The 25671-nt window shown below is 63.5% G+C and carries 19 protein-coding genes; 8 read left to right on the top strand and 11 right to left on the bottom strand.

From position 1 onward, the window contains the following. Positions 1–30 precede the first annotated feature (30 nt). The 7 genes from K343_RS20425 to K343_RS0101640 all read right to left on the bottom strand — a co-directional run bounded on the left by K343_RS20425 (position 31) and on the right by K343_RS0101640 (position 9627). On the bottom strand, positions 31–384 hold the full coding sequence (locus K343_RS20425; RefSeq protein WP_043111971.1) for an HPF/RaiA family ribosome-associated protein: 354 nt from the start codon (positions 382–384) through the stop codon (positions 31–33). A 518-nt stretch (positions 385–902) separates the two neighbouring features. Then, positions 903–2297 (bottom strand): hypothetical protein, encoded by a 1395-nt coding sequence (locus tag K343_RS0101665; protein WP_154662415.1) that lies wholly within the window; start codon positions 2295–2297, stop codon positions 903–905. Positions 2298–2406: 109 nt separating this feature from the next. Beyond that, a complete protein-coding gene (locus K343_RS0101660) occupies positions 2407–3597 on the bottom strand; it encodes an SIR2 family protein (RefSeq protein ID WP_043111839.1) in 1191 nt (396 codons plus the stop codon). A gap of 41 nt (positions 3598–3638) precedes the next feature. After that, the gene (locus tag K343_RS20420) at positions 3639–4973 is read right to left on the bottom strand and encodes a hypothetical protein (protein ID WP_051277825.1); all 1335 of its coding nucleotides are present in this window, start codon (positions 4971–4973) and stop codon (positions 3639–3641) included. A 100-nt stretch (positions 4974–5073) separates the two neighbouring features. Continuing rightward, positions 5074–5988, bottom strand: a complete 915-nt coding sequence (locus K343_RS0101650) for a restriction endonuclease (protein WP_028006590.1) — start codon at positions 5986–5988, stop codon at positions 5074–5076. A 68-nt stretch (positions 5989–6056) separates the two neighbouring features. Further along, the gene (locus K343_RS0101645; protein ID WP_028006589.1) at positions 6057–8099 is read right to left on the bottom strand and encodes an ATP-dependent nuclease; all 2043 of its coding nucleotides are present in this window, start codon (positions 8097–8099) and stop codon (positions 6057–6059) included. Between the two features lie 430 nt (positions 8100–8529). Beyond that, positions 8530–9627, bottom strand: a complete 1098-nt coding sequence (locus K343_RS0101640; RefSeq protein WP_028006588.1) for a site-specific integrase — start codon at positions 9625–9627, stop codon at positions 8530–8532. 134 nt (positions 9628–9761) lie between these two features. On the opposite strand from K343_RS0101640, the gene K343_RS0101635 reads away from it, so the two are divergent. Next, a complete protein-coding gene (locus tag K343_RS0101635; protein WP_028006587.1) occupies positions 9762–10793 on the top strand; it encodes a DNA-binding protein in 1032 nt (343 codons plus the stop codon). Positions 10794–11126: 333 nt separating this feature from the next. Here K343_RS0101635 and K343_RS0101630 read toward each other — a convergent pair whose 3' ends face one another. Beyond that, positions 11127–12902: an amidohydrolase gene (locus K343_RS0101630; protein WP_084615590.1), complete on the bottom strand. Its 1776-nt coding sequence runs from the start codon at positions 12900–12902 to the stop codon at positions 11127–11129. Positions 12903–12923: 21 nt separating this feature from the next. Then, positions 12924–14681, bottom strand: a complete 1758-nt coding sequence (gene ggt / locus K343_RS0101625) for a gamma-glutamyltransferase (RefSeq protein ID WP_028006585.1) — start codon at positions 14679–14681, stop codon at positions 12924–12926. A gap of 435 nt (positions 14682–15116) precedes the next feature. On the opposite strand from ggt, the gene K343_RS0101620 reads away from it, so the two are divergent. The 7 genes from K343_RS0101620 to K343_RS0101590 all read left to right on the top strand — a co-directional run bounded on the left by K343_RS0101620 (position 15117) and on the right by K343_RS0101590 (position 23423). Continuing rightward, positions 15117–17450, top strand: coding sequence for a TonB-dependent receptor (locus tag K343_RS0101620; RefSeq protein ID WP_028006584.1), 2334 nt, complete (start codon positions 15117–15119; stop codon positions 17448–17450). A 61-nt stretch (positions 17451–17511) separates the two neighbouring features. Next, entirely contained in the window at positions 17512–18123 is a 612-nt protein-coding gene (locus K343_RS0101615; RefSeq protein ID WP_028006583.1) for a cysteine hydrolase family protein, read from the top strand. Continuing rightward, positions 18123–19451, top strand: coding sequence for a spinster family MFS transporter (locus K343_RS20415; RefSeq protein WP_051277823.1), 1329 nt, complete (start codon positions 18123–18125; stop codon positions 19449–19451). The genes K343_RS0101615 and K343_RS20415 overlap by 1 nt, the downstream gene beginning before the upstream one ends. A gap of 31 nt (positions 19452–19482) precedes the next feature. Further along, on the top strand, positions 19483–20196 hold the full coding sequence (locus tag K343_RS0101605; protein WP_028006582.1) for a GntR family transcriptional regulator: 714 nt from the start codon (positions 19483–19485) through the stop codon (positions 20194–20196). Between the two features lie 34 nt (positions 20197–20230). Further along, the gene (locus K343_RS24875; protein WP_051277822.1) at positions 20231–21499 is read left to right on the top strand and encodes a lipase family protein; all 1269 of its coding nucleotides are present in this window, start codon (positions 20231–20233) and stop codon (positions 21497–21499) included. Continuing rightward, a complete protein-coding gene (locus K343_RS20405; protein WP_051277821.1) occupies positions 21496–22773 on the top strand; it encodes a lipase family protein in 1278 nt (425 codons plus the stop codon). The genes K343_RS24875 and K343_RS20405 overlap by 4 nt, the downstream gene beginning before the upstream one ends. A 65-nt stretch (positions 22774–22838) precedes the next feature. Further along, positions 22839–23423, top strand: a complete 585-nt coding sequence (locus tag K343_RS0101590; RefSeq protein ID WP_043111837.1) for a cysteine hydrolase family protein — start codon at positions 22839–22841, stop codon at positions 23421–23423. 65 nt (positions 23424–23488) lie between these two features. On the opposite strand, the gene K343_RS0101585 is transcribed toward K343_RS0101590, so the two are convergent. Further along, a complete protein-coding gene (locus tag K343_RS0101585; protein ID WP_043111835.1) occupies positions 23489–24310 on the bottom strand; it encodes an IclR family transcriptional regulator domain-containing protein in 822 nt (273 codons plus the stop codon). A 178-nt stretch (positions 24311–24488) separates the two neighbouring features. Further along, positions 24489–25670 (bottom strand): M24 family metallopeptidase, encoded by a 1182-nt coding sequence (locus K343_RS0101580; protein ID WP_028006579.1) that lies wholly within the window; start codon positions 25668–25670, stop codon positions 24489–24491. Between the last annotated feature and the right edge of the window lies 1 nt (position 25671).

Raw genomic sequence — 25671 nt, 5'->3', positions numbered from 1 at the left:
TGGCGCCGCGCGCCCGGAGCCACGGCCGGTTCAGGCTGCGGCGATGCGCCTCGACGCCGGTCGTCGTTGCCGCCGCGCATGGCTTTCGAGCAGACGCGTGATCGCATCGAAGGCATTGCGCACGGCGACGTAAGGATCTTCATGCGCGTGCTGGCCGCCACGGCTGCGCGTCGAGGCGATCGAGGCGCCGGGCAAGCGCAAATCCACGCTGGCCCGATAAAGCCCTTGCGGCGATGCGCCGCCATTCTGGCGATCGACGACGACGCGGCAGCCGACGATCGCACCGTAGAAGCGATCGATCCGCTCCGCGAACTTTCGAATCCGCGTTTCGAGGGCGGGCGAGGGCTCAAGGTTGCGAAACGTCATCTGCAAGGGCTGCAACATCGCGAACTCCTTTTCCGGCGGCGCCCGCAACTCGCACGAGCGGAATCAACTCAGAAGAACCGACGCCGATCGGTGCTCATTGTGGAAACGCTCGAATGGCTGGCACTGACGCGGATCAAGGAGCGTAACCGCCGCATCTGCTAATGCCCGCGCGTTACGACCACCGATGGATTGCTGTCACCTGCAACGGCGAAATTACTGACTAATCCCCAACTCGAAAATGTCTATAGCGGAGCTCGCTCTTCACAGGCGGCTAGCAGCGCGCGACCCCGCTGGGCGGCCATCGCTCGGAATCAGGCATTTAGAGAAAGGAGAAAGGCGAGAACCAATGACGAAGCTCTCTGAAGACACACTACGCCCACTCTGGGCTCAAACTGTCATAGTGGAAGTGAAGACGGGCTGCGGTGACGATAACCTGCCTCTTATCGAGGGTAAACACCTTCGCGTCCTGATGCTTGATACTCGGACGAAGGTCTGGGTTGGAAACTTAGCTGTTCAGGCCGGACTTAACTCCTAGATCAACGTCGAACGCGCTCGTTCCCGCGCGCGCAGCCGACTCCATGCCCGTACCAGCATTGCCGTGGACGTTCAATCATGAAATTCTCCCATGGCCGGGCCGCACAACGTTCCGGAAACTCTGATGCTGGAGGCGCTCCGCAGGCTCCGACAAAAATGCAGGGGTCCTGTCGAACCCCCTGGGTGGGCGCGATGGCGGTCCTTGTAAGGTGGCTGGAAGAAAACTGCATGAAGCCCTGGAATGCACCCAGGGAATCGATGGTTTCATCGCTTGGCCCGCTGTCACTCCAAAAGAACTGTTGCTGACGCTGGTTTTCTATTGACGGCTCGATCACGGGACAGGAGGGGTGACTCTTGAGCTGCTCCAAGAGTTGGGAAACTGTGAGGCCAGGACGTACAAAGTCCAGCTCAAAGAACATGTTCTTAGTCCGCAAAGGAAGATATTTCCTGCAAGTCTCCTCCAAAAACGATGCGCCAAGTCCAAGCATTCCCCGCGACTTCAGTTCTCGCAGCTCAAGCGCCAGCCCATCGTCCAGCAGACGCTGTAGCTGATCTTTGAGAACGGCCAAGACCGGTCTCGTGAGAGCTTCCAAGGCCTCATCTCGGCTGTGATTCGCCCTGAGTCTGCAATAATGACCGACGAAGTCGACGAACTCGGCTCCGGGAGCCGACGAAAGCATTGCGAGGATGGCGATCCGCACCAAGACTTCGCTCTCGGGTTCCTCGTGCGCCAAATGCGTGTAGACGGCCCTGGCGACGTCATAGGGCGCAAGAGGAACGGCCTGGGCCACGTCCGCAAGTAATGATTGATCGGACGATAGGATGGTCCGCTCCACCTCCCAGGAAATCGCTTCGGTTAGGCACGATGACCCAAAAGCCATCGTGCATGGCTCGGTCATATCGTTCGTGCGCATCTCCAGATCGATCGAAATCGATTCAACGGGGACAACGTTTGGGTAAAGCATGAAGTCGCGATTGTTGCGCTTGATGGACTTCACGTGCATCGTGTTTCGATCCCGCGAAAGGCCATATGGACGAGGGATAGCGTCACCCCTCATCGCCACTTGCCACGCAAGCAGCTCCCTGAGGTCGGACTGGTGTTCCTCGCTGAGGTCGAGCGAACCATGACTGCGTCCATCCTTGTCCACGGTGTTGATAAAGAAGCTCGAAAGCCGTATCTGTGCTATCAGGTCGTAGAGCCCCGCGATCGTTGAGAAGTTATGTAGGTAGTGGAGGTATTCGTGGACGAATACACTCACCTGCAAGAGTGTCGGGTCCCGGCCCTCAAGAATCGGCCCCCAAAAACCATGTTCGAGGCGGATGAGAGAAAAATTCCGCCTGTAGTGAGCGAGGCGGCCGGACCGCAAAAGGTCGCGATCCACATCAGATAGTTTCATCGTCGCGGTACCTGAGAGCGAATCAGAGAGCGTACATAGCTGCCAACGGCTTGGGGGGACGCCGACAATCTGCCCTTATCGTGGGTAGGAGAGGACGACGGCCAGCACATCACGCGGTACAAAGCGCAACCACCTGATCATGGTCCGTTGGAGCAGTCAGAAATCTCTGGAATCCCTTGTCCCAAATAGCACATGTTCTATCGTCCGAAAGAGTCCAGCCAGCTCCGATCCGCGTCCCTCCATAGTGACCGCCGACTTGCATCTTGAGGGCGTGGAACATTTCGATCTCCTTACGATCGTGATCGAACTCCACAGCGTCCAGGAAGGAAGTGTTCCAGTAGTCGACGAAGAGCAGTGGCGGCCGCGGGTTCCGAGAGCGCGCCTCCTGCAGCCAAGTGTTGAGGTGGAGATCTGAGAGACCTGAACCGATCACGTAGATCAAGTCGGCTGCCATTAGGTCCGTCGCCATCGCAGAGTAGAAGTGCGACAGCGGGCGTTGCTGCAAGCGCGATAGTTTGTCTAGGCCGGTGATGACAGCGGTAGGCAGGAACGAACTGCCGTCCATTCGCCGGGCGTCGCCACCGTTGAAAGATGAGTGCTTGATGGCTTCGGCCCGGTCGTCGAACCAGAACAACTCTCCAAGCTCACCCCCTGCCGGAATCGGGTGCGGAAATCCCATGTGCACGGAACCGTGTAGGTGGAATATCGAGTCGACATCCTGTCTCTGCCAAAAGGTGTCGATCTCGAAGGGCTTGGGTGTTGCGCTTGGGCTTGCCACGAAACCCGTATACAGGCCTGGATCGGCCTGGAGCGGAAAGTCGTCATAGTTCGTTGTGTAGATTCGCAGGACATGCTGCGCTTTCAGCATGTCGAAAAACGCGCGCAGCGGATCCAGTGAGAGTGCATTCCGTCCGCATGCAGCGGACATCTCGGCGTAGATCACCTTGGCCATGTGACGGGCGAGCTCGCGCAGTGCCGTTTCCGGGATGCCGGAGTTATCGTCCAGGAAGGGCACCAGCAACGGCCGGAATTCGTCGAACGCCTTGTGCCCTGGCGCCGATTTGAACAGCAGCTCATGGGCGCAGTGGTAGATGTGCTCGAAGTGAACGATTCCCGGATTACGCAGGTAGGCCTTCAGCTTGTCCCGGATGACGGCATAGGCAGCATCACCACCCGAGCGCTTCATCCATCCATCGGCCATCACACTGCGCTCGATGTCTTCGGTCAACTTCATCGTAGAGGGCGCCTTGTACTCGACAGACGCTCCTGCCCCGAACAGAACGATGGCTCGCTTCTTCATTGGAATTCTTCTCCCGTGGGCATTCTGCCGGCCGTGCGTATTTATGACTCGCCGATCTCGTCAGGCGGTGGCGCGCCCGGTGCGGGATGGGAAGAAAGCGTGATGGTGGTCGAGGCCAGCACATCGAAGGGCCGCGAGATGCCCCTGAACTCTCCAGACTCGAGGTCGTAGGTCATGTGCGAAATGTCGCCAAACCACTCTGGATCCACCGGGTGTTTGGCTCTGGGGTTGTGATACAGCATCAGGCTGTCCGACCACGATTCCTCGTAGTCGGCATCGTCGACGTTCTTCACGAACCGCAGCGGACGCAGCGCCGAGGGGTCGGGGTCGAAGGCAAACCCGTGGCGGAGCATGACCACCTCCTTGGATCCCAAACCCGCCAGCTTGCCCATCCGGTTGAACTTGGTGATCGTCGCGGCATTGGAGAACAGCACGCCGCTGATGTTCTCGGCGTCGGGCAACTCAAAAAAGTTCGAGGGGATTTCCTTGCTCTGCCAGACGTGCCTCTCGATGGGTTCGCTGACCGCCACCTCCCTGCCGTCGCGCTGTTCGAGCCGTGTCCGGATTCCGTACAGGTATTCCGACAGTGCCGTGCGTGACCAGGTCATCGAGCCCGGCATGTGAAAATCGTGGATGGCGATGATCAGCGGCTTACCCGCGACATGGTCCTTCTCCCAATAGCGCTTTTGGAGCTTTGAGTACAGCGCGCTCCCAAACTTGATCGGCAAGTAGTCGTCGGTCAGAGCCATGACTTCGCCGTGGTCCTCTGGCGGCCGCACTTGAGCGGCGGGGTTCTGGGTCGGATTGACTGTAACCGCCTCGACGAAGCACTCCTCACCGAAGTACGAAAGGTGGAAGTCAGGAGAGGGACGCCCGCGGATCAGTTCGAGCCCGGCGCTGTGGAAATAGGTGTAGAGGTACAGCTCCCACAAGCGGGCGTCGAAGCCCTGGGTCTGGAATTCGCGGATGTAGTGCCCGTCCGGATCGGTGTAGCTATAGACGATTTCCTTGATGAGATTGCGCGCGGCCTCGAATCGGGGCTCGCGTGCCAACACCACGAAGTACGGGTGCAGCTTGTCCTCCGGCACCTGAGGTTCCAGGATTTCATTGGGGAGCCGGCGTTCGTCACCCTGCGGGTACAGCTCCTGGCCATCGGCCACAAATTCTGCGATGTCTGCGGTCAGGCGCGCAGCAGCCTCATCCACAGTGGGAACGAACTCCTTGCATAGACCGATGGCTCGGAACATTTTCTTGGCGTCTCGGCCGAGAATCACGTATCCGTAGTCCCGATCGGCCCTGTCCTGAATGATGACCGCAAGCAGCTTACGGTCCGCGGCCTCGAACCAGGCAATCTCACTCGACGAGATCCGCAGCATGGGGTGTCGGGCAAAGCAATAAGCGTCAAACTGCGCCTTCGAGATTGACCTCACAGGTGAGCTCCACTCCAGTGAGACGGTGATAGACAGTGCGGACGCGTCACGATCTGAGGAGGTGAAGATCGCGGCAAGGCACGAAAGCTTGATTGGTTTCGGCAGCCCGCCGCAGTTTCTCTTCGAGTACTCGCACGAGCGATAACCTCTTGTGCACCACCTCGTAGAGGTCCAGCCCGTCCATGCAGATTAGATTGGTACGCCGCCCTCGAGCGAACGCCTCTAAGCCATCAAGCGTGAAGCCCGACTCCGAGATGAACAGCCCTCGCGACCACTCGGCTTTGCCGCTCACCTTTCCGGAGAAGCTCAACATGTCGCTAGCGCCAATGGGCCCACCGACCCATTTTGCTTCCACCAAGTACACATCGTTATGCAGGCGGAAGCTGCCATCAATCTGTTCGCCGCGTAGCCTGAACGATCCACGAGGTGCGAGGTTGTACGCGGCGAACAGGTCAGTCAGGAACAATTCGAAGTCGAACCCGCGCTCGTGTGGTGGACGGGTCGAAGTCTTTAGGAGTCGATCAACCAGCTCCTTTGCGGCCGCATCGGTAAGGAGTTGCGATGTGGCAGGCGGAGTCGCGGCCGACTTGGCGGGACCCACCAAGCTGGCAAGGAAGTCATTATCGAGGAGTTCGGGAATCTTGAATGATAGGCGCGGAAGAATCGCGTTGAGGCGATCGACCTCGTCCCGGGTCAGCGGCTCTCCCTTGTTTCGGCGCCATGTCATGGATTGCCGGACCACGGCCAGGATCAGAGGGCAGAACAGGGCGCGGCGTTGCTCGAAGGTGTGCGTCAGGAGGTGAACGACGGCCGGGCGTTTGCTGCCGCCGATCCAGTAACCGTGAACGCCGACTTGCTGGGCAGCAAGAGGAAAGCACGTGCGGTTGTTTCCGCTGCCAGGAAGGAAGTTGTAGAGAAGATCAGCCAGATCTTCAATCGCTTGTGCCTTTCTGAAATCCATGCCCCAGCTCTCCGAGGGTTATGGCCCGGCAATGTTAGGTATTGCGTCGTAGCGAACTGAGCAGCAATTTACTGAAATGGCTCCTTGCCCGCGTCGGCACGCTTCTTGAAGCGTTCGTTGATAACCGTGAACAGCCGCTCGAAGCGCGCCTCGCTATCCGGCGTGAGAATCTTGTCTGGCGCGGTTGCCATGCGATCAAGCAGTAGCCGCATTGGGCGGGTCTTGTGGAACTCGATGCCGAGGTCATTGAGCGCGGCTTCGACGCGCTTGGCGACTCGCGGGATCTTCGGATTGAGGACGAGCTTCTTTCCGGAGAGTTCCTTCGCGTAGACGGTCTGGACCAGTGCCTCGTAGACACTCGGGTCAAGCAGGTCTTCGGTGTCGGCTTCTCCGGGCGCCGGGGCGGTAAATGCTTCCGACACGTAGGTGACGCTGTTCTCCCGCAGTAGCTTGTTCTTCACGAAATCATCGCGCGTGGCGCGCGCGTCCTTCTCATCGTCTAGGAGGACGAGCACGTTCAGTTCCTCGGAAACCAGCAGCGCGACCATGTAAGGCACTTTCTGTGCCCCGCCCGCCGGGGTAAGCGTCAGGCCAGGATCGAGCCCGGTCTTGCCGCGCTCACGCAGGTAAGTCGAGATCGTCGAGAGCGCCCAGTAGTCCGTCACGCCCTCGACGACAAGATTGCTCGGCCCGATGAACAGGCTCTGCGAGAGGCTGTAACCGAGTGACGCCTGCAACGGAAATAGCGTCCGGGCATCGCCGCTCGGGTCGTTCGTCACGGTCGTACCTACGTCCTCGCCGATACTCACTGTGCGCACGGCGTCGAGGTTGTGCGTTGGCACCATGAACGGCGAGTGCGTGGTGTAGACGATCTGGTTTTCGAAATCTGCGTCTAAGTGCCGCAGCAAGTCGCTCTGCGACTTGGCGTGCAGGTACAGGCCGGGTTCGTCGAGCAGCAGAATCGCGTTTGCCGCGTTGCCACCCTGGGTGTCCGCCGCGAATGTGACGTAAAAGGAGAAGAACCACTGGAACCCTCGGCTTCGCTCGTTGAGGTTCACCTCAACGTCGTACTTCGAGTTGGGGTCGGAAACCAGAGTATCGAAGTGATGAGCGTCGAGGTTAAACCGAACTTTGAGTGAGCGGTCCTTCCAAAGGCGGCGAATCTCCTCCGTCACGACGGCGCCGGCTCGATTCGCCAACTGATTTCGCGTCTCGGCGCTCGCGTCATCGTTTTTGGCGTGCAGCTCCTGCAACTTCACCGGGTCAAGCCCGGCGACTTTGCATAGCTTCTCGAAGTTGATATCGGCTGGCGTCATCTGTCGCTTGTTCCTGTGGTCTAGGAACTCTGCGACGTTCTGGTGGCCGTGCAGGTCTGGGTACTCGTCGAGGTAGATCAAGGTCGGGAGCCACTTGATGACGAACGCACGCGCTGATTCCAGGGCCTGCTTGTCGCCAGAGATTGCTTTCGCGAGCGACTCAATCGCGACCAGAGATTGGTCCTGCTTCTCGGTCAGATCGGCATCGGCGGCGGCGAGCGCTTTCGTCAGCGCTCCGCATGCAGGCACGGCCTGCTGCGCCCAGTGCAGCCGATTATCCTGCGGCGCGACTGCCGTCTCGAAGGTGTCCGCGGCCACTTCCAGAGCAGTCTTCTTGGTGAGGTCCGGGACTTTATCGGCTGCGACCTTGACCGCCGGAACCACCTTTCGGATCTGGGCGCGCAATTCGGTCTCGTCGAACTGCTGCTCCGCCAAGTTCTCGAACTCGACCATACGGTCGCCCGCGTATGCACGGCTGACAGTGACGTGCGTGACGCCTTGCGCGCGAGGCAGCATTTTCACGAGTGCGCCGCGTTCGGTATCCGAAAGCGCCCAGCGCGATTCGAGTACTGGAGTGGCGTCCGTGCATTCCTCTAGCCGACGGTGCCGAGGAAAATCCTTAATTCCGTCGAGGGGCTTGAATCCACCAGGAGGATTCAGACTGTGGAGGGCGAGAAGGAGGTTCGACTTACCGCTCTCGTTCCGGCCGAGCAGCGCAGTGAGCTTTGCTACGGTGATAGAGCCACTGTCGGTGATCGACCGAAAATTCGTGACTCGGAATGACTCAAGACGCATGGGGACTCCCTCCAACTATCGGCCGGCCGCATTTGTCGATCGGCTTGTACCGCTTCATCCAGTGAATGTGCAGCACGGACCCAGTGCCCGGCCTAACCGGGGTGATGGATAGAAGCGGCGCCGACCAATGAGGACGGATTGCTACCCCAACATATAGTTCTTTCTGCTGTAGTCAACTACAATGGGCTGTGGCAACGGGTTATGTGTGCGCCGTGCGTGTATGGAGGTCGAATCATGAGCAAGAAGTCATCTTCTTCTGTCAGCAACTACCGGAGCGCCGTCTCCGGACGATACGTCAAGCCAGCGTACGCGAAGGCGCATCCGCGTACGACGGTCAAGGAGCGGAAGAAGTAGCAGCGTCGAAAGCGTAGTCTGTTGACGTCGCCTGTCGGCAGCATCGCCTGGGCCCCGGCCTTCGTCGGGACAGGCATCAGTCCAGAAGGTTTGTGATGCTCTGCTGGGAAAGGTTGCCGGTCCGATAGTAGCCCAAGACCGTATCTACCTTGCGGTGTTCGGTCATCGCCATGACGTCGCCCAAGGCGATGTTGCGACGACCTGCTTCGGTGATAAATCCGGATCGCATGCTGTGACCGGCCCAATCGCCTTCGAGGCCGGCTAGCCGTGCGCGCTTACGCACGATTTCTGCGACGGCAGCGGGCGACAGGGCGGGGCCAAGCCGGCTCTTCCACAATCGCCGAAAGATCGGCCCTTCAGTGATTGCGGCAGCCTCCAACCATCCCCGCAAAGCTTCGGCCGCCTTTCCCCGAATTGGCTTGTCGGGCAGATTCGCCTTTCCGTCCTGATTCGTCTTGGAGCGGTGCAGCCGAAACAGGTAGCCGCGGTCGTCGACTTTGGTCAGTTGCTCGACACAAGCCGCTGCAACTTCCGAGCGCCGCCGTCCGCCGCTGGCCCAGGCAAACAGCAGCAGCGCACAGTCCCGCAGCCCCTCGAGCGAGCCGTCGCAGGTCGCCACCATGGCCTCGAGCGGCTCCCGCGTCGCCGCTGTCTTCTTCGTGATTGTCTCGCCGCGCTTGGATGCGGCGCGCTTGGCTCGCGACAGCAGATGCCGCACCTGCGCGTCCTCACAGGGGTTTGCGAGCTTGCGCAGCTGGTGCAGTTTCGACAGCACCGCCAGCCGGTGAATCACCGTATTCATCTTAAGCGGGCCCTGGCGGCCCTTGAAACCGCTCTCGACGAGCAGCTGGTCGAGGTCCTGTGGCAGTTCGCACTTGGGCCCGTCGATGGGCCCTCGCGCGAGGTGATCGACCATGAACTGAAGCACGACCGGCACGGCGACGGGCAAGGCGAGGGTAGTGCGGTAGCGCGCCTGGGCCCAGGCGCACCAGTAGCGCAGCGCACTCCGATAGCTGCGCAGCGTGTTCTCGGCTTGGCCGGCGATCAGGATTTCTTCGGCTGCGCGGCGCGCGGCGTCGCCAAGCTCGGTCGGCGACAGCGGCTCGACGCCGGTAGCAGGCAATATTTCGAGCGACCTTTTGCGTCGCTGCGGCAGTTTCCGATCGGTCGCCATGTCGTTATGCTCACTATGTATGACGTATGAAATATAACGTTACTTAGGCTGTACGCACTATAAGCATCACTTATCGTGGGTATGATTTGAATCCGTGTCAACTGAAAATCGGGAGACCGATTGGAGCGTTTGCAATGCGCACTGGTGTGACCTTGGCTGACATCACCCGCGCCGCCGATCAGCTTCTGGCCGAGGGCGAACGGCCGACGATTGAAGGTGTCCGCAAAATACTCGGCACCGGCTCGCCAGCCACGGTGAATGCGCTACTGAAGCAGTATTTCCAGACGCTGCCGGCGCGACTGCATTTGCCGGCATCGATCGCGACGGCTGCCGCCGAGTTATACGAGAGAATTCAGGCGACAGCCTTGGAGACCGTCGGTGAAGAGCGTGCTGCGCTCGATCGCCAAGTGGCACTGGAGCGGGAACAGCTGGCCCAGGATCGGCGGGCTTTTGAGTCCGAAAAGACCGAACTGCGAGCCGTGGCCGCCAGTCTCAGGGCCGACGTCGAGCGACTTCAGGAGCTACAACGCCAACAGTCTTCGAAGATCGCCACACTCGAAAAGGAGCTGGCCGGCCATTCAGCACGTGCCGCCACGGCCGAGGCACAGGCGCGCGCCGGTGAAGAAGAGCGTGAGCGCTTCGCCCAGCGCCACGCCGCCGAAATCCAGCGCCTACGCGAGCAGAGCGAAGGCAATGAGCGGCATCTGTTGGTTCGCATCGACGAGCACAAGACGCAGCAGCAGCGATTGCAGGCAGATCGGGAACGTGACGTCGGTGCGGCCAGCAAGCGGATCAGCGATTTGGAAGCTGCGCTATCGGAGGCCCTAAAACTCCAAGCCTCCTTGCGCGCTGACCTGGCTGCAGCCCAGCGTGAAACTACCAAGCGAAACGAAGCGATCGCAGCTAGAGAGACCGCGATCAAACGTGCGCAGGAGGACGCGGTCAAGGAAGTGGCCGCGAACCGAGAAGCACAAGAAGGCCTGAAATCTCAGATAGCCACGTTGGAGCGAAACGCTGAGCAGCTGCAGCGCGAGCGGGATGGTGCAATCCGCGAGGCTGCACGGCTCGAGGGACGACTCGGGATCGTACAAGCACAACTCAAAGAGTCGAAGGCGGAGTTGGTGCGGCTGCATCGTGGTAAGCCGAAAGCCGCTGAATCGCGTTGACGTACTTGGCCTGGGTTTCGCCGGTGACGGCGGACGTAGCGGTCCTGGAGGAGTCAGCGATAGCCGCATTGCTCGGCGCAGAGATCCAATCCGAACTGCGCTGTTATCTGACGAGGCCGACTGCGGCGGGTGCGGACATTGAACCGAATTGCCCGCCCAATTAACCGTTTACGGCTGCTCGATCACCGGTCAAATGCCTGCAGTCGATGTCGATGCGGCCATTAGTGCGATAGCGCGGTCATATGGCCGAAGCGGACAGCAATTGGGTGATCCATTGCAGGAGCTTGGCTACCGTTCGTCGGAAACTTAACATAAGATACATTATGAGTTAATTCACCGCTGCTGGCTCTGCACATATGTCGGCCTGCCATCCATCATCGTCATCCGGATCTCGACTTTGTGGATGTCGTTTGGCGGAACGTCGAATAGATTGCGCTCCAGCACGACGAGATCTGCTTTCTTGCCAACTGCAATCGAGCCGATCTCGGACTCGGCACGCAGCATGTACGCAGGGTTGATTGTGTAGCTTTGGATCAGCTCGCCGATGCTGAGTCGTTGTTCCGCCTTCGGCATGATCTCGACGTCCGGCCGGTCCAGCGGCTGCCGCGTGTGGCCGATCTGGAAATTGTCGAGCGGTTTCCAGATCGCGCCTTCATGCAGCGAGGTCATATCGGAACCCCCGACAAGGATTGCGCCCTGATCAATCGCCGCCCGGAACGGATAGATGCCCAAAAAACGCTGTCCGCCGACGAGGCGGCGCACGGTGCGATTGCGGTCATTCATCAGCGCCCACGCTTCGGTGCTCTGCCACAGCACACCCAGCTGACGAAAGCGCGGGATATCGGCCGGATCGACGAGGATTGTGTGCGCCAGCGTGTGCCGGCGGTCGCGCGAGCCGTTGCGGCGGATGGCGTACTCCACGGCGTCGAGGCCCTCGCGAGCGCCGGCGTCGCCGACCACGTGCATATGCGCGTCGATGCCGGCGGCATCGAGACGCTGGATCAGCTCGTTCAATGCCTGCGGTGCAATCAGCGGCTCGCCACGCGTTTCCGGCTTGTCGCTGAACGGTTCGAGCATGTAGGCGGTGTAGTTGGTTTCGGTGCCGTCGAGGAACAGCTTGACCATCTCCGTCTTCAGATATTCGGAGTGGTACTTCTCGCGCAGCGCGGCGAAAGCTTGCACGGGATCGACGTCGGCGAGCGTTTTCAGATCAGGCCGGTAGCGATACGAACCATAGACGCGTACCGTCAACGCGCCGCGCTTCTCCATTTCATGCAGCAGTTCGTAGGTTTCGTCCTGGTTCGGGCTTCCAGCATCGAACAAGGTCGTGATGCCCGCGGCTGCCAATGCCGGAATGCCATGTTCGATCCCGCGCGCGAGCCGCTCGCGCGTTTCGAACGGATATCCCTTGGCAGTCAGCCGGTCGCGTAGCAGTTGCATGGCTGCGCCCTCGACGATGAAGCCGGTCGGCTCGCCGGTCTGCGGATCGCGCTGGAACCAGCTCTTACCGGGCAACGGGTCGGGCGTATCACGTGTGATGCCGGCGATCTGAAGCGCCTTGCTGTTGACCCACATATGATGGCCATCGATCGCCTTGAGCACCGCCGGACGGTCCGAAATGAAGGGATCGATCATCTGCCGCGTCGGCCCTGATTCGGGAAACGCTTCATAGATCCAGCCGACACCCCGGATCATGCGCTCGTCAGGATGCGCTTCGACGTAGCGCTTCAGCGCCGCGATCACGTCGGCCGGCGGCCGCTCCCGCAGGATCAGTCCGGCGTCGAGAAAGGTTTCGGTCGCATAGACATGCGAATGGCCGTCGATGAAACCCGGCAGCAGCATGCCGCCCCTGAGGTCGACAAGCTGCGTACGCTTGCCGACGTAGGCATCGGCGCCCGCCTCGGTGCCGACATAAACAATGCGGTTGCCACTCACCGCCACGGCCTCGGCCCAGGGCTGTTCGTTGGACACGGTATAGACCGCGCCATGCCGGAACACATAGTCGGCCAGCACTGTCTTCGCAGCTCGCGCTCCGTGCGTCCCGGTCAGCGCGACAAGCGCCGCCAACAGGACCATCGAACCGGGGAACCCCTTCTTTTTCGTATCCATCTCTTCCCTTCCCCTATACCGTCAATATCCGAGCGCTGCGCCGTCCTTGCGCAGCTCGGTGGCCCCGAAATAGACGCCCTTTGCGGTATCGCGCTGGATCGCTTCGTAACCGCCGTACTCGGCTGGCGCGACGCCCGCGTCATGGCCGATCGCGCGCAGCTTCTCGACTTCCTCCGGGCGGATGCCGGATTCGAGCGAGACCCGGCCAAGGCCAGCCGGCCGGTCGCTCAGCGGTCGGTTGTTGCGTGTTGAACCGTCGTGATAGAAGCGCGCCGCGTCGCCGGCCTGCTGCAGATTCATGCCGAGATCGATCAGGTTGACGAGCACCTGCACCTGCCCCTGCGGCTGCATCGCGCCGCCCATCACACCGAAGCTGAGCCACGGCTGGTCATCCTTAAATGCGAAGCCGGGAATGATGGTGTGGAACGGCCGCTTGCCCGGCGCATAGGCGTTGGCGTGCTTCGGATCGAGCGAGAACGCATTGCCACGATCGTGCAGAACAAAGCCGAGCCCGTCGGGCACCAGCCCGCTGCCGAGGTTTGAGTAGTTGCTCTGGATCAGCGACACCATCATGCCGCTGCGGTCAGCCACCGTCAGATAGGTGGTGTCACCGTGTTCGAGCGTCGCGGGATCGCCGGCAGAAACCGTCGGCATCGCCCGCTTCGGATCGATCAGCTTGCGACGTTCCGCTGCGTACGATTTCGACAGCAACCCGGCGAGCGGCAGCTTTGCGAAATCCGGATCGGCGTAGTAGCGGGCGCGATCCTCGTATGCCAATCGCTTGGCTTCGATCTCCAGATGCAGCAGGTCGGCGCTGCCCGGCGCCAGCTTCGCGAGATCGTAGCCCTCGAGGATATTCAGCATCTGCAGCACGGCCAGCCCCTGGCCGGCAAAAGGCATTTCGCAGATGCGGTAGTCCGTTCTATACGTGGTGCAGACCGGATCGATCCAGCTGCTGTGCGTCGACGCCAGATCGTCGTAGCGCAACGCGCCGCCGATACGGCGCATGTACGCGTCGATGGTCTTGGCAATCGGCCCGCGATAGAACGCGTCGCGCCCCCCTCTGGCGATCAGTTCGAACGACGTCGCCAGATCGGGGTTGCGGAAACGCTCGCCGACATCGGGGGTGCGGCCCTCGTGTGTGAACAGCTTGCGGATGTTGTCGAGTTCCTCGATATCGGCCGCATGACGATCGAAGTCCTTCAACGCCTCGCGGATTTCCAGCGCCACCACCTCGGTCACGGGAAACCCTTCGCGCGCATAGCGGATCGCCGGGGCGAGCAGGCGGGACATCGGCAGCTTGCCGTAGCGCGCATGCAGAGCGAACCAGCCGTCGACCATGCCGGGTGCGGTGACCGCCATGCTGCCGTACAGCGGAATCGAATCACGCCCCGGCAGGCGCGCCTGCAACTGTTCGAGCGTCTGCCCTTTCGAAGCACGGCCGCTGGCATTGAGTCCAGCGAGCTTGCGGGCACGCGGATCCCAAACGATCGCAAACAGATCGCCGCCCATGCCGGCGGACTCAGGCTCGACCAGCGCCAACATCGCGTTCGCGGCGATCGCCGCGTCGACCGCCGTTCCGCCGTCGCGTAGTACATCAAGCGCCGCGACGCTTGCCAGCGGCTGTGCCGTCGCCACCATCCCGTTGGCGCCTATCGCTTCACTGCGTCCGGCCGCGAAGTGGCTGCCCGGGCGATCGCCGAGGCCGACCGGTGCAGCCGCGGCCGCCGCACCGGCGGTGATCGAAGCAGCAAGAGCTGGGACCAGCATTCTCAGCATCGCGGTTACTCCAAAGCGGCGAAGGGCACGTTCCGATGAGGAGCGCACCGTTAAAATTCACTATACGAACTTAAATTCGTATTAAGAATCTCAGCGGCAGAGAGGGCTGTCAATGCATCCCCTCGCCCTGGCGCTGCGCCGCCGCTCCCATGCCGCCACGGCCGGGGCAGCCCCGTTACTGCGCGAGCGCCTCGATGTGCACCGATTTGAGTCCGCAAAAAGAACTACTGTGCGCATTGCGCACTTTTATACGGCATGCACGACGCGCACGTCCGCGCCAGATGAAGCCGATTTAATCATTAAAAATCATTATCTTAATTCAATAAATTCAGAGTGGCACGGAGGATGCATTGATGAACATCGTCTTGCATACAAGATGAAACACCGCCGAATCCGGTCCCATCCTGCCCTCGCCACTTACGGTACCGAACTGCCATGTCCCGCCTCCCTCTGCCAAAGCTCGCCAGCACTGCGCCGCTGGCCGCCTGTCTGCTTCCGCTGCTGGCCCAGTCTCCGGCATTCGCCGACTCGAATGCCGACATTACTGACACGACCGAGACCGCAATCCCGGCGCCGGCTGCCGAAACGGCGTCCGACGATCAGCTGGAAACCGTCGTCGTCACGGCCCAGAAGCACCGCGAATCGCTGCAGCAAACCCCGATGTCGATCGCCGCATTCGACAGCGAGAAGCTCAAGGACCTCGGCATCACGCGCGCGACCGATCTGCTCGGACACGTGCCGAACACGTCTTACAAGTCTTTCTTCGGCGAGTCGCAGAATCCGACGTTCTGCTTCCGCAGCATCTGCCTCAACGTCCCGTACGGCGACGGCATCGAGCCACCGGTGGCGATGTACACGGACGAGGTCTACGCCAGCTCGGCGTTCGCGCAGTCGCTGCAGTTCTTCGACGTCCAGCGCATCGAGGTCCTGAAGGGTCCGCAGGGCACGCTCTACGGCCGCAACGCCACCGGCGGCCTCGTCAACGTCATCGCCAACAAGCCGACCGACACGTTCCAGAGTTCGCTGTCGGCGGAATACGGAAGCTTCGACAATCAGGTTCTCGAGGGCTTCGTCAGTGGCCCGCTGGGCAATGCCGTACGCGGCCGCCTTGCGGCGCAGACGCATCGCCGTGACGGCTATGTACATGGCAAGGTCGACGGCACCGACGCCAATGACATCGACACGGCGGCGTTTCGCGGCATTCTCGACATTGACCTCGCGCAGAACCTCTCGCTCGAACTGTCCGGCAATTACTTCAAGGTCGACCAGGGTGCGCAGGCTTACGGGCTCAACGGCACCATCGATCCGGCGACGGGACAAACCTGCAGCATGTCGCAGCAGATGAGCGGCAATTGCGTCGGCATCTACGCGCTGACCGATGGCGCTGGCAACCTCAACGTCTCGGCCAACTCGCTGTACGGCCACTTCGATCCGAAGCACTGGTACGGGGCCGACATCCCGGGCGGTCTGCAGCCGACAAACCACATCGAGAGCTTCGGCGGCAACGCCACGCTGGACTGGCAGCTCGACGGCTGGAAGCTGACGTCGATCAGTGCGTACTCGGGCGGCCACAAGCAGATCATCGAAGACCTCGACGGCGACATTCAGTATCAGTACGACGACCGTCTGACTGCCGATGCCGATACCTATACCCAGGAGTTGCGCGGTTCCGGTACCTGGCGCGGCATGGACTGGATCCTCGGCGGCTTCCTCTACGATGACAGCCGCGACCTGACGACTGAGCTGACGCCGTCGACGTATTACGCCGACCACTCGACCAAGGACACGCGCTCCTACGCGCTGTACGGCAACCTCGACATCCCGCTGGTCGACACGCTGAAGCTGGTGCTCGGCACGCGCTACTCGTGGGAGAAGGTCGACGTGAACTTCAGTCGCGCCGGCGATTACACGAGCACCAAGACTGATGAAAAGCGCCATGCGTCGAGCGGCGATCTCGACGGCAAGGCCATCCTGCAATGGTCGCCGACCGACACGGCGATGGCCTACGCGTCGATCACCACCGGCCACCGCAGCCCCAACATCAACAGCCAGTCGCAGTACGGCCGCATCGACGCCAGCTCGCCGCTCGACGCTCTCAAGCCGGTGAAGCCGGAAAAGCTGACCTCCTACGAGCTCGGCAGCAAGCTCGATCTGTTCGACCGTCGCGTGCGCCTCAACGGCTCGGTGTTCTACTACGACTTCAAGGACATGCAGACGTCGATCTACAAGACGTACACGACCAGCGACGGCAGCACGGTCGGCGCCGGCGTACTCAGCAACATCGACAAGGTCAACGTCTGGGGCGCCGAGCTGAACCTCGAAGCGTTGCTGATGCGCGGCCTCACCTTCAACGCCGGCGTCGGCGTCACGCATAGCGACATCAAGACCGACGAAGTCGACAAGGACGGCAATCCGCTCGACGGCCACGAGCTGCCGTTCTCCAACCCGACCGCGAACGCCGGCCTCGCCTACGCCACCGCGATCGGCGACTACGGCGTGATCAAAGCGCGTACCGACTACACCTGGATGGCCGACCATTACTTCTCGATGCGCAACGACGTCACCGAGGAGGGCAAGGCGTATGGGCTGCTCGGCGCGAACGTCGGCTGGATCTCGCCGTCGGAAACCTTCCAGGTCGACGTGTTCGGCTCGAACCTGACTGATGAGAAGTATTTCGTCTACATGCAATACCTGTACGACTACACGCAGCAGGTTGTCTGGGGCACGCCGCGCACCGTCGGCCTGCGCTTCACCTGGAACTATCGCTGACCGCCGCCGGATCGCCCGGACGCCCGACGGCGTCCGGGCCCGGCCCGAACCGCAAAGAGCCATGAAAAAACAGAATCCGCTGATCGTTGGCCAGCCCGTGCTGATCGTCGTCGATGCGCAGCAGGGCGGCTACGACGCCCCGAAGATCGAGGGCCGCGACTGGCGCATGCCGGGCTTCGTCGAGTCCTTCTCCAACATCCCGCCCCTCGTCGCCTCGGCCCGCACTGCCGGCGTACCGATCATCTTCTTCCAGGAAGAACACCGCCGGAACATGGTCGACTTCGGCCGCGAGCTGGACGGCGACGAACAGGTCCATTGCCTCGAAGGCGATCCCGGCACACCCGTTGCGCGCGAAGTCGGCATGCGCGAAGACGACTATTTCATCCGCAAGCGGCGCTATTCGTGCTTCTTCGGCACCGAGCTCGAGATCCTGCTGCGCGGCCTGAAGGCGCAGACCCTGATCCTGTGCGGCGGCTTCACCGACGTCTGCGTGCACTACACCTTCGTCGACGCCCACCAGAACGACTATCACGTACGCGTGGCCGAGGACGCCGTCGCCGGCTCGTCGGTCGCCGCGCATGATGCGGCGCTCAAGGCAATGGAATACCTGCAGCACGGCGCGCGCCGCACGACGGCCGAGCTGCAGGCGGCGTTCGCCGCACGGAGCGCCTGATGTCGATGGTCGCATCGGCGGCCGGCGCCCGCGAAGCCGGCGAGCGCATCCCCGCGTATTCGTGGACCGTGCTGTTCCTGCTGGTCGGGGTGTACAGCTTCAACTGGATGGATCGCTACGTGCTGGTGATCCTGATCGAGCCGATCCGCGAAAGCCTCGGCGCGACGGACACGCAGATGGGGCTGCTCAGCGGCTTCACGTTCTCGCTGATCTACTCGCTGGCCGGCTTCCCGATCGCGCGCTGGGCCGACCGCGGGTCGCGACGCACGATCATCGCCATCTCACTCGGCGCCTGGAGCCTGATGACGGCACTGTCCGGTTTCGCGCGCAGCTTCGGCACGCTGGCGCTGGCGCGCGCCGGGGTCGCGGTCTGTGAGGCCGGCTGCAGTCCGCCAGCGCATTCGCTGCTGTCCGACTACTTCCCGCCGCGTCGGCGCGGTACGGCGTTCGCGGTCTACAGCCTCGGTATCTCGTTCGGCATCTGGCTGGGTCTGACGCTCGGCGGCACCATCAACGAGCACTACGGCTGGCAGGCGGCCTTCCTCGCCGTCGGCGCGCCCGGCCTGCTGCTGGCGATCGCTTTCCGTCTGTTCGTGCGCGAACCGCCGCGCGGCCAGTACGACGGCGCGCACGCGGATCGCCACGTGCATTACTCGATCGCCGAGGCGGCGCGCCTGATGTGGGGGCGCCGCGCCTTCGTCTTCGCCACGCTCGGGCTCGGCCTGCTGTCCTTCACCGGCACCGGCTTCGAGTTCTGGACGCCGACCTACCTGATCCGCTCGCTGGGCCTGAAGACGACCGAAGTCGGCGCGATGAGCGGCATGATCGAAGGCATCGCCGGCATCGTCGGAACGCTCGGTGCCGGCGTGCTCGCCGACCGCTTCGCGGCGCGCGATCCGCGCTGGTATCTGTGGTTCCCGCTGATCGGCGTCGCCATCCTGATTCCCGCCGAGCTGCTGTTCTTCTACGTCGGCGGCACATACATGTACGTCTACTACTTCGTCGCCATCATCGGCACGGCGGCCTACACGGCGCCGCTGTTCTCGGTCGGCCAGACGCTGCTGCCGCCGCGCCTGCGCGCACTCGGTTCGTCGACGATGCTGTTCGTGCTCAACATGCTCGGCTCCGGCGCCGGCAACTTCGCCGTCGGGCTCGGCAGCGATCTGCTGTCGCCGCGCTTCGGCGGCGACTCGCTGCGCCACGCCATCGTGCTGACGCAGGTCGGTGCCGTGCTCGGCGTGCTGTGCATCGCCTACGCCGCCTACCGGCTGCCGGCGGAACTGCGCGCGATGCGCGCCGATGCCGATGCCGCGAGCGCCGCCGCATGACCACACACGCCTACCGATTCAGGAATCGCCCATGGTCGCGATGAACCCCGGCCGACCGCACCGGAAACCGCCGCGCGAGGACAACCTTGCCGATCGCATCTATCAGCGGATCAAACAGGAAATCTTCGACTGGCAGCTGCTGCCCGGCGACCGCTTCACCGAAAGCGAACTGGCCGCGCGCATGCAGGCCAGCCGCACGCCGGTCCGCGAGGCGCTGGTTCGCCTGCAGCGCGACGGCTATGTCGAAGTGCAGTTCCGCAACGGCTGGACGATCCGGCCGTTCGATTTCCGCAGCCTCGAGAACCTCTACGACGTGCGCGTGATCCTCGAGCTCGCAGCGCTGCGCCAGCTCTGCGACAGCGACGACCTTGAACTGCGGCTCGAGCCATTGCGCCAGGTCTGGACGGCAGCGCCCGATGCCCGCCCGCGTGAAGGCCGCATCGTCGCCGAACTCGACGAGCGTTTTCACGAGCACCTCGTCGAGGCAACCGGCAACGACGAGATGGCGCGCATCCATCACGACGTCACCGAGCGCATCCGCATCGTGCGCCGCCTCGACTTCACGATGGACCGCCGAATCGAAGCGACCTATGCCGAGCACGCACAGATCCTGCACGTACTGCTGAGCCGACATTGCGAGCAGGCGCAGCAGCAGCTGCGCGCGCATATCGAAGAGAGCAAGGCTGAGGTTCGCAAGATCACGCTGCACATGCTCGACGAAGCACGCCGACGCGCGCGCGCCTGAAATCCGCCCGGCTCCCGACGGAAAAATCGCCCCCATGTTCCGCTTCCTGCTGCTCGCGGCAGCCTGTGCCTTGCCGGCCTTCGCCCACGCCGCCGACCGGCCCGCCGCATCGGTCGGTGACGGCGGCGTCTCCGCGTTCTATGCGTGGACGTCCTCAGTGCCGACGACGCCCGGTCTTCTTCTGCGTCATGAACCGCTGCCAGCGGCACATCGCGTCGCGCACGCGGCAGTCGCCGAGCGCGTGCTGTACAGCTCCACCGACGGCATCGACGGCAAAGCGCCGGTCGCCGTCTCCGGTGTCCTTTATCTGCCGACGGGCGCCAGACCGCGTGGTGGCTGGCCGCTGCTGAGCTGGGCACACGGCACCACCGGTGCCGCCAATGTCTGCGCTCCGTCGTGGATGACGCCGCCGATGTCACGCCTGCAGCTGATCGATGCCTGGCTGGCGCGCGGCTACGCCGTGGTCGCCACCGACTACCAGGGCCTCGGCGTGCCGGGGCCGCATCCGTATCTGCTGTACCGGCCGGAAGCCTACGGCGTACTCGACATCGCACGCGCGGCGCTGCACGCCTATCCTCGCACGCTGAGCAATCGCGTCATCGTCGGCGGTCATTCGCAGGGATCGGGCGCAGCACTCGGTGCTGCGCTGCTGGCGCCTGACTACGCGCCCGAGTTGCAGATCCTCGGCACGGTGGCGACCGGTCTGGTCGCACAGGCACGCGATCCGGGCGACGCGCCGCAGCTGCCGCCGCACGAATGGGGCTCCGATTACGACGCCGTCGACGCCGCATTCGTGATGCTGTTTCTGATCGGCGACGCCACCGCGATGCATCCGGGTCTCGATCCGCACCAGTACGTCACCGCCGCCGGCCGGCCGTTGCTCGCTTCTGCGCAGCGCGGCTGCCTGCCAGAGATGGTCGAGCTGTCGACACGCCTGCAGCTGTCGATCGACAAAGCCTACACGCCGGCCTATCCGGCACTGATCGACGAAATCGTCGAACGCGGACAGTTCCCCGCCGTACACCTGAAGCAGCCCGTGTTCACCGTTACCGGGCTCGCCGATCACGACGCGCCACCATCGATGCAGTACAACTTCATCTCGGCGATGTGCCACGCGGGCACGCGAGTCGACTGGCACTACTATCCCGGCGAAACGCACAACGGCGCCGTCCTCACATCGCTGCCGGACGCACTCGCGTTCGCCGACCGGCGGCTCGCCGGCGACGTCGGCTCCGACCGTTGTGCCGCGCTGCAAACACCGCAAGCCGATGCCGGCACCAGCACGCTCGGAGATGTCCCGTGAAAACACTGCCCCTGCTGCTCTGCACGGCCGCGCTATTCTCCCTCGCCGCCGCGGCGACGCAGCCGCCAGCGGTCGCCGCCGAGTTCGGCGACGGCGGCGTCTCCGATCTCTATCGCTGGGACGCCGGGATTCCCGCCGAACCCGGCATCGTGCTCAAACGCGAAACGCCGCCGCCCGAACAGCGCATCGCCGGCGCGTCGTCCGCCGAGCGCATGCTGTACAGCTCGACCGACGGACTCGACGGCAAGACGCCGATCGTGGTGTCCGGTGTCGTCTATCTGCCCAAGGGCGAACCACCCGCCGGCGGCTGGCCGATCCTCGGCTGGGCGCATGGCACGGTCGGGGTCGCCGACGTCTGCGCGCCGTCGTGGACCGGACCGTCCGAGGAACGCGCCGCTTATCTGAACGCCTGGCTCGGCGAAGGCTACGCGGTCGTCGCCAGCGACTATCAGGGCCTCGGCACCCCCGGCCCGCACCCGTACCTGCTGTACCGGCCCGAGGGCTACAGCATCCTCGACGGCTTGCGTGCCGCGCTGCGCGCCTACCCGGGCCGGCTCGCCAACCGCGTGATCCTCGCTGGGCAGTCGCAGGGCTCCGGCGCCGCACTCGGGGCCGCGCTGCTGGCCCCCGACTACGCGCCGGACGTACGGGTACTCGGCACGATCGCCACCGGCCTCGTCGTCGACACCGCGGCGCCCGGCAAGGCGCCGCAGGTTCCGGTGCCGCCGTACGCCGACCCGGACTACGTCGACGCCGCGTTCGCGATGCTCTACCTGCTCGGCACCGGCACGTCCCTGCATCCGCAGCTCGACGCCGACGACTACATGTCCGACGCCGGCCGCCCGCTGCTCGACACCGTGCGCAGCGGCTGCTTCCGCGACGCGATGCGCGTCGCCAAGGCCGGCGATCTTTCGGCGGCGAAGATGTACCGCAAGAGCGTCGCCGCCATCGAGGACGACGCGGCGCGCGCGCAGTCGTTCCCGCGCGCGCACATCGCCACGCCGGTGTTCACCGCCACCGGCCTCGCCGACGCGATGGCCGGGACCGCGCAGCAGTACAACTTCATTTCGGCGATGTGCACGGCCGGCACGACGGTCGAGTGGCATTACTACCCCGGCGAGACCCATCACAGCACGGTCAATCTCTCGCTCAAGGATTCGCTGCCGTTCGCACGGCGCCTGCTCGCCGGCGAGCCCGTCGCCGGCAACTGCGCGCGCCTGCGCCCGCCAGGCCCGCTGCAGAAACCCAGGGACAAGAAGAAGATCGCCGACTAGCGCCGGCGCGCTTCCCCCAGCACCGGCGCGCGACGCGCGCCATCCCCCACGTTCAAGGAGTACAGATGGACATCATCGGCAACCCGGTTCTCGTCGTCGTCGACATTCAGGGCATCGGTCGCGGCGGCGGCGCCGGCGGCATTCCCAAGATGGGCGGCGCCGAACAGCGCCTGCCGCGCGTCATCAGCCTGATCGGCCTGTGTCGCGCCAAGGGCGTGCCGGTCGTCTTCATTCAGGAAGTGCACAAGCCGTCGATGATCGACATCGGCCGCGAACTGGACGGCGCCGAAGGCCCGCACTGCGCCGAGAACGATGAGCGCACGCAGCTGGCGGTCGGCATCGAACCGACGCCGGAGGAGTTCGTGATCCGCAAGCGCCGCTACTCGGCGTTCTTCGGCACCGAGCTCGAGATCGTGCTGAAAGCCTACAAGGCCTCGACGCTGCTGATGGTCGGCGGCCTCACCGACGTCTGCATCCACTACACCGCCGTCGATGCGCATCAGCACGACTATCACATCAAGGTCATCCGCGATCTGGTCGGCGGCTCGTCGCTGCGCGCGCACGAGGCGGCGCTCGAAGCGATCGCCTATCTGCAGCGCGACGCGCTGGTGACCGAGGCCGAAGTCGTCGAGGCGATCACGGGCCGCTGAAGCGCCGGCAAAAAAGGGGGCGGACCCGCCGGTCCGCCCCCTTCTTTTCAGCCTCTTGAGCTGACTTACAGCGCCGAGGTCTGCGAACCGAGCGCGAGCGACAGCTCGCGCGCCGACTGCTGCAGCGCCGGCAGCAGCTTGTCGGTCAGCTCCTCGCGCGGCACCGTGGCGACGTTGGTGATGATGTTGATCGCCGCGACCGGACGTCCCTGCTTGTTGCGGATCGGCACCGCCAGTGAACGCAGGCCTTCCTCGCTTTCCTGATCGACGATCGCATACTGCTGCTGGCGCACGCGACGCAGCTCCTCGAGCAGCGCTGCCTTGCTGTCGATGCTCCACGACGTGACCTTGGCGAGCTTGGCGCCGCTGAGCTGCTGTTCGAGCGGCTTGTCGTCGCCACAGGCGATCAGCACGCGGCCGGTCGAGTTGTATAGCGCATTGAAACGGCGACCGATGGTGACTTTCGGCAGCAGCTGACGCTGCGCCGGCGTCGCCACCGCCAGGTGGACGACTTCGCGGCCGTCGAGCACGGCGATCGCCGAAACCTCGCCGGTCTCCCGCGTCAGACGGTCGAGGTACGGCTGCGCGGTGTCGGCCAGCGGCATCGTCGACATGAAGGCATAGCCCAGCTCGAGCACCTTCGGCGTCAAGCGGAACAGGCGCCCGTTCTGCTCGACGTAGCCGAGGTGCGCGAGCGTCAGCAGGTAGCGGCGCGCGCCGGCGCGCGTCATGCCGGTCCGCGCCGAAACCTCGGACAGCGTCATCTGGAAATGGTCGTGATCGAACGAACGCAACACCGCCAGACCATGCGCGACCGAACCGACAAAATCCGGCGGCGGGGTGTTGCCGCTCTGCTGGTCGTCTGTCTCTGCTACCGCATCATCCATGGCTCGCACTCTGTGGGTTCGCGCAGACGCTACAGCGGAGCGCAGGCTCCATGCCCGCCCCTCTTCTCGCTGTCATCCGTATGACGGGAAATGGTAGGAGATCGACCCATCGCTCACAAGCGAAACATCGCGCTTTTGTCTACGAAAGACAGCAAGCGAAGGCTCGGCGCCGGGCCGCTCACAGCGGCACCTCGAGCAGCGCGCGCGGAATCTTCGACAGGGCTTCGAGTCCGTCACGGGTCATCACCACGGTATCGATGTAACCGGCCTCGAAACCTTCTGCCTCGTCGAAGAAAACGTTCTCGTAGTTCGACACGTAGCCCTCGCGCAGCTCACAGCGCTCCTCGCCGTCGTTGGCCAGATAGGTGTGGCCGACCCAGCTCGGCGGCGAGCCGAGACCGAGCGCGTAGCCGCCCACCCACCAGATGTTCTCGGCCGGAACGCGCTCGCGCACGTAGGCGACCGCGGCGGCGGCGGCGCGCTCCGGCCCCTCGCCGAGCCGCGCCTCGCGGCAAAGCACGTCGATGCTGCCGGCTGCCGCCGCGATCATCGCCCGCGCCTTGGTCGACGACGGCCCGAGCACGAAGGTGCGCTGCAGATTCGCGTGGTAGCGGTGAACGACCGCGCAGCAGTCGACCGAGATCACGTCGCCGGCCTGCAGGCGGCGCTGCGACGGAAACGCGTGCACGTCGACCCAGGCGGTCGGTCCCGAATTGACCAGCGGCTGGGTCGCCGCCGGTTCGCTGCCCTCCTCGGCCAGCAGCAGGTTCAGCAGCGCCGAGACCTCGGCTTCGCTGAGACCCGGCTTGAGGCGATCGCGCAGGCGCAGCATCGCGCGGTCGGCGATCGCCGCAGCGCGACGCACGCAGGCAATCTCGGCCGGTGACTTGTAGAGGCGCAGGCGGTCGATGACCCAGTCGCCGGACAGCAGCGTCGCGCCCTGCGCGCGCAGCGCGTCGCCGAGCGCCGTCATCACCGGCGCCGACGGATTGAGGCTGAACTGCTCCAGCGCGATGCGCGCGTGCGCGCGGCCGCGGGCGGCGACCGCCTCGCAGACGACGCGCGCCGATTCGCCGTACTGGAAATAGCGTGCCTCGTCGCAGAACACGCTGGTGCTGACGTAGGGCTCATGCCGCTTCCAGTCGAAGAACAGCGTGTCGTCGCGCGCCACGTCGATCAGCACGCCGACCGGCAGGCGGTTCGGGAACCAGATCGCCTCGTAGCCGGTGAGGTACTGGATGTTCGGCGGGCTCGTCACGTACAGCAGTTCGATGCCGCGCGCCGCCATCTCGGCGCGCGCGCGGCGCTGGCGCTCCCGGTATTCATCGGCGGGAAACGGCAAGCGGGAAAGATCGCGCACG

Source organism: Solimonas flava DSM 18980, assembly GCF_000426685.1.
GTDB classification, from domain to species: domain Bacteria; phylum Pseudomonadota; class Gammaproteobacteria; order Nevskiales; family Nevskiaceae; genus Solimonas; species Solimonas flava.
Note: the sequence above shows the minus strand (reverse complement) of the source record. Positions and strands in the feature narration are given on the sequence as shown.

What these genes read in the sequence shown, in the direction of transcription:
- K343_RS0101585 (WP_043111835.1), bottom strand. Translation starts at nt 24,310, where the DNA reads ATGGATGATGCGGTAGCAGAGACAGACGACCAGCAGAGCGGCAACACC.
- K343_RS0101640 (WP_028006588.1), bottom strand. Translation starts at nt 9,627, where the DNA reads ATGGCGACCGATCGGAAACTGCCGCAGCGACGCAAAAGGTCGCTCGAA.
- K343_RS0101645 (WP_028006589.1), bottom strand. Translation starts at nt 8,099, where the DNA reads ATGCGTCTTGAGTCATTCCGAGTCACGAATTTTCGGTCGATCACCGAC.
- K343_RS20420 (WP_051277825.1), bottom strand. Translation starts at nt 4,973, where the DNA reads ATGCTGCGGATCTCGTCGAGTGAGATTGCCTGGTTCGAGGCCGCGGAC.
- K343_RS0101665 (WP_154662415.1), bottom strand. Translation starts at nt 2,297, where the DNA reads ATGAAACTATCTGATGTGGATCGCGACCTTTTGCGGTCCGGCCGCCTC.
- K343_RS0101630 (WP_084615590.1), bottom strand. Translation starts at nt 12,902, where the DNA reads ATGGATACGAAAAAGAAGGGGTTCCCCGGTTCGATGGTCCTGTTGGCG.
- K343_RS0101590 (WP_043111837.1), top strand. Translation starts at nt 22,839, where the DNA reads ATGGACATCATCGGCAACCCGGTTCTCGTCGTCGTCGACATTCAGGGC.
- K343_RS0101615 (WP_028006583.1), top strand. Translation starts at nt 17,512, where the DNA reads ATGAAAAAACAGAATCCGCTGATCGTTGGCCAGCCCGTGCTGATCGTC.
- K343_RS0101620 (WP_028006584.1), top strand. Translation starts at nt 15,117, where the DNA reads ATGTCCCGCCTCCCTCTGCCAAAGCTCGCCAGCACTGCGCCGCTGGCC.
- K343_RS24875 (WP_051277822.1), top strand. Translation starts at nt 20,231, where the DNA reads ATGTTCCGCTTCCTGCTGCTCGCGGCAGCCTGTGCCTTGCCGGCCTTC.
- K343_RS0101605 (WP_028006582.1), top strand. Translation starts at nt 19,483, where the DNA reads ATGGTCGCGATGAACCCCGGCCGACCGCACCGGAAACCGCCGCGCGAG.
- K343_RS0101650 (WP_028006590.1), bottom strand. Translation starts at nt 5,988, where the DNA reads ATGGATTTCAGAAAGGCACAAGCGATTGAAGATCTGGCTGATCTTCTC.
- ggt (WP_028006585.1), bottom strand. Translation starts at nt 14,681, where the DNA reads ATGCTGAGAATGCTGGTCCCAGCTCTTGCTGCTTCGATCACCGCCGGT.
- K343_RS0101660 (WP_043111839.1), bottom strand. Translation starts at nt 3,597, where the DNA reads ATGAAGAAGCGAGCCATCGTTCTGTTCGGGGCAGGAGCGTCTGTCGAG.
- K343_RS0101635 (WP_028006587.1), top strand. Translation starts at nt 9,762, where the DNA reads ATGCGCACTGGTGTGACCTTGGCTGACATCACCCGCGCCGCCGATCAG.
- K343_RS20425 (WP_043111971.1), bottom strand. Translation starts at nt 384, where the DNA reads ATGTTGCAGCCCTTGCAGATGACGTTTCGCAACCTTGAGCCCTCGCCC.
- K343_RS20415 (WP_051277823.1), top strand. Translation starts at nt 18,123, where the DNA reads ATGTCGATGGTCGCATCGGCGGCCGGCGCCCGCGAAGCCGGCGAGCGC.